The organism is Pelosinus propionicus DSM 13327 (assembly GCF_900114615.1).
Lineage (GTDB): Bacteria > Bacillota > Negativicutes > DSM-13327 > DSM-13327 > Pelosinus > Pelosinus propionicus.
The window spans coordinates 1-1,277 of record NZ_FOTS01000129.1 but is presented as its reverse complement, the minus strand read 5'-3'; the positions used below and the strand labels follow the sequence as shown (position 1 = coordinate 1,277).

Here is a 1,277-nt window from a genome sequence, read left to right as displayed (position 1 = left end):
TAGACCGCATCCCAAGAAATAGACATTGAGAGAAAACGCCCCCTGTTGTAGGATAGAAACTACGACAGGGGGCGATTGCATGAAAAGGGAATATACGCACATCAAAATAATGGAACCAGAGATAATCGCCATGCGTGAGCAAGGCAAAACACGCCAGGAAATAGCAGATGCACTGGGGCTCACAAAGGTACAAATCAAAAATTGGGTTCGGCGTTATAACAGGAAACCGGAAGTTTGCATACCTAAAAAGCGGGGAAGACCGCGCACGTCACCATTCACAAAACAGCGTGAAATGGAGCTGCGCATTAAAGCATTGGAACGGGAAGTGGATTTGTATCGGTCTTTTCTTCAAGCTGCTGGAAGGATGTGAATGCAGAAATCAAATATGCAGCGATGGAAGCAAACAAAGAGAAGTATCCGGTTGCGTTCATGTGCAGGTTTTTCGAGGTATCACGCAGCGGGTATTACGCATGGCGAAAAAGAAGGGACCGACCGGATCGGGACATGCTAATGAGCAGGCTGGTCGCTCAGTGCCAGCAGGAAACAAAAGAAACCTACGGTTACAGACGTGTCAGGTTGTGGCTGTTACAAAAACACGGCCTTGTTGTCAATCACAAGGCCGTGCTTCGGGTGATGCGTAAGTATGGCCTGCTTTCGTCCATTCGCCGCCCTCGTCCACTGTACCAACGGCAACAGCGAATGAACATCTATGAGAATAAACTGAACAGGGATTTCCATGCAGACAGGCCAAACCAAAAATGGGTAACAGATATTAGTTATATACACACCGGCGAGGGGACACTCTACTTGTCGGCTATCAAGGATTTGTATGACGATTTCATCGTTGCCTACGATATGGGAACCATACAAGACAATGCTCTGGTTTATCGAACCATTCAAAAAGCAAAAAAGGAGGTCGCTGATGGACTGATCCTCCACAGCGACCAAGGGTTCCAATATACCTCGCACGGCTATTTGAACCTAACCAAACAGTACGGCATTCTGCCGTCCATGTCAAGAGCGGCTACACCTCTGGATAATGCCCCTGCCGAAAACTTCTTCGGCATTCTAAAAACCGAGTGTATCTACCGCCAAAAAATTCAGACCATTCACCAAGCACGTCATCTTATTGACCAATACATCCACTTCTACAACTTCGAACGCATCAAGACAAAAAATGGCCATACTCCCTTTCAAATCAGGAGCATGGCCGTGTAATTCTAAGCTATCCTACGACAGGGCGTTTCCTGCCTGTCTATTTCCACGGGAGCGGTCTA

General features: G+C 47.3%; 2 protein-coding genes. Both read left to right on the top strand.

Translation table 11 applies throughout. From position 1 onward, the window contains the following. The first annotated feature begins 79 nt into the window (after positions 1–79). On the top strand, positions 80–370 hold the full coding sequence (locus BMZ99_RS25865) for a helix-turn-helix domain-containing protein (protein ID WP_090945026.1): 291 nt from the start codon (positions 80–82) through the stop codon (positions 368–370). Further along, positions 367–1,218, top strand: coding sequence for an IS3 family transposase (locus BMZ99_RS25860; protein ID WP_090945023.1), 852 nt, complete (start codon positions 367–369; stop codon positions 1,216–1,218). The genes BMZ99_RS25865 and BMZ99_RS25860 overlap by 4 nt, the downstream gene beginning before the upstream one ends. Positions 1,219–1,277 lie beyond the last annotated feature (59 nt).

Bases quoted from the DNA above. Each gene is read 5' to 3' on its own strand.
- BMZ99_RS25865 (WP_090945026.1), top strand. From the start codon at position 80: ATGAAAAGGGAATATACGCACATCAAAATAATGGAACCAGAGATAATC.